General features: G+C 81.6%; 2 protein-coding genes. Both read right to left on the reverse strand.

The annotated features are described in order from the left end of the window. The coding region (locus GTR00_RS19370) for a carboxyl transferase domain-containing protein (protein ID WP_166613191.1) at positions 1-1,434 on the reverse strand (1,434 nt) is incomplete at its 3' end. Further along, positions 1,431-2,196: 5-oxoprolinase subunit C family protein (locus tag GTR00_RS19375; RefSeq protein ID WP_166613192.1), on the reverse strand; the 766-nt coding region annotated here is incomplete at its 5' end. The genes GTR00_RS19370 and GTR00_RS19375, both read right to left, overlap by 4 nt.

Genomic DNA, 2,196 nt, shown 5'->3' on the forward strand with positions numbered 1-2,196 from the left:
GCGCTCCAGCAGGCGCAGCGCGCGCACCAGGTGGGCGCGGGTGCGGCCCGGTGCGAGCACCGCGTCCACGTCGCCGGCGGCCACCGCGGCCCCCGGCGCGGCCAGCTCGTCCTGCTCGGCCAGCCGCCGCAGCCACGCCGCGTGCGCGTCCTGCCCGTGCTCGGCGGCCGCGCCCGGCTCCCGCCCGTGCTCGGCGGCCACCGCCGCCACCGCCTCGCGCGGGCCCAGCCGCGCGCGCGGCCACGCCAGCACCACGTCCGCGCCCACGTGCCGCGAGCCCAGCGCCGTCGCCGCCGGGCCGTGCGCGCGGCCGGTGACGACGGTGATCAGCGGCACCGACGCCTCGGCGTAGGCGTACAGCAGCTGCGCGGCGGAGGCGGTGGGGTCCCCGGGGGCGTCCTCGGCGGCCGGGGCGAACCCGGCGGTGTCCACCGCGGTGAGCACCGGCACGCCGAACGCGTCGCAGAACCGCACGAACCGCGCCGCCTTCGCGCACGCCGCCGCGTCCAGGGCGCCGGCCAGGACCGCCGGCTGGGGGGCGAGCACCCCGGTGCTGCGCCCGTCGACGCGGGCGAAGGCCGTCACCACGTTCGGCGCGTGCTCCTCGTGCAGCTCCAGCAGCTCCCCGTCGTCGACGAGGCGGGCGAGCACGTCGCGCACGTCGTAGGGGGCGGTGGGGTCCGGCGGCAGCAGGCCCTCCAGCTCCGAGTCCGGTCCCCCGTCGAGCTCCGCGTCCGGTCCCCCGTCGAGCTCCCCGTCGAGCTCCCAGCGCGGCGGGGTGGCGAGGTTGTTGCTCGGCAGGTGCGCGAGCAGCTCGCGCACGAACCCCGCCGCGGCCGCGGCGTCCGGCTCCACGCGCGCGAAGCGCCCGGTGGCGCCCGCGTGCAGCGCCGCGCCGCCGGCGTCCCCCGGGGCGTGCGGCCCGTGCGCCGCGGCCAGCGCGCCCGGGTCGGCCAGCGTCGAGCGCGCGGGAGCGGTGGCGACGACCACGTCAGCCAGCGGCAGCAGCAGGGCCCGCTCGGCGTCGGCCGCGCCGACCACGACGGCGACCTGCGGCACCACCCCCGACAGCGCCGCGGCGCTGCGCACCAGCTCCCCGAACCCCTGCGGCGTCCCCGGGCCGGTGGCGTCGTGGACGGTCACCACGGGACGGCCGGTGCGGGCGGCGACGGCCCGCACCCGCAGCTCCGCGCGCACCGCGGCCGCCGCCAGCGGCCCGCCCGCGCCGGGACCGGTGTGGGCGAGCACGCACACCTCCCGGCCCTCGACGGTGCCGAACCCGGCGAGCACCCCCGGACCCTGCACCCCCGGACCCGGTGCCGCCGGCGCCCCGGCCAGGGCGGTGAAGGAGCCCTCGTCCAGCAGCTCCGCCACGAACGCCGCGCCCTGCCCGCCGCTCGCGCCCTCCCCGCCGCTCACGCCCGCGCCGCTCACGCCGGGACCCCCGGCCGCACGGGGGCGGGGCGGAAGCGCAGGGACTGCCCCGGGCGCACCTGCGCCACGAGGTCGACGTCGGCGTCGCGCACCACGCCGATCACCGGGTACCCGCCGGTGATCGGGTGGTCGGGCCCGAAGAGCACCGGCCGGCCGGTGGGCGGCACCTGCAGGGACCCCAGGGCCACGCCCTCGGAGGGCAGCTCGGCGGTCACCGAGCGCACCAGCGGCGGCTGCCCCGCGGGGCGCTCCAGGCGCACCCCGACCCGGTCGGACTCCGGCGTCACCCTCCACGACCCGGCGAACAGCACCGCGGGGTCCTCGAACCAGTCCGCGCGCGGGCCCGGGTGCACCGCGAGCACGACCGTCCCGGTCGGCGGCGCCGGCACGGGGACGGTGCGCACCGGCGGCGGCTGCGCGGGCGGCGGGCCCACCGGCAGCCGGTCCCCGGCGGCCAGGGGCTCGGGGCCGAGGCCGGCGAGGGTGTCGCGGCTGCGCGAGCCCAGCACGGGCGGCACGGCCAGCCCGCCGCGCACCGCGACGTAGGTGCGCAGCCCCGCCGCGGCCGTGCCCAGCCGCAGGGTCTGCCCGGCGCGCAGCACCAGCACGCTCGCGTGCCCGGCGGGGGAGCCGTCCACGTCCACCGGCGCCGGGGCGCCGGTCACCGCGAGCACGGCCGGCGCCGCGGTGCGCAGCACCAGCCCGCCCAGCAGCGCCTCCACGCCGGCGCCGTCCTCGGGGTTGCCGACGAGCCGGTTGGCC

The sequence above is a fragment of the Kineococcus indalonis genome (assembly GCF_009906395.1).
In the GTDB taxonomy this organism is placed as follows: domain Bacteria; phylum Actinomycetota; class Actinomycetes; order Actinomycetales; family Kineococcaceae; genus Kineococcus; species Kineococcus indalonis.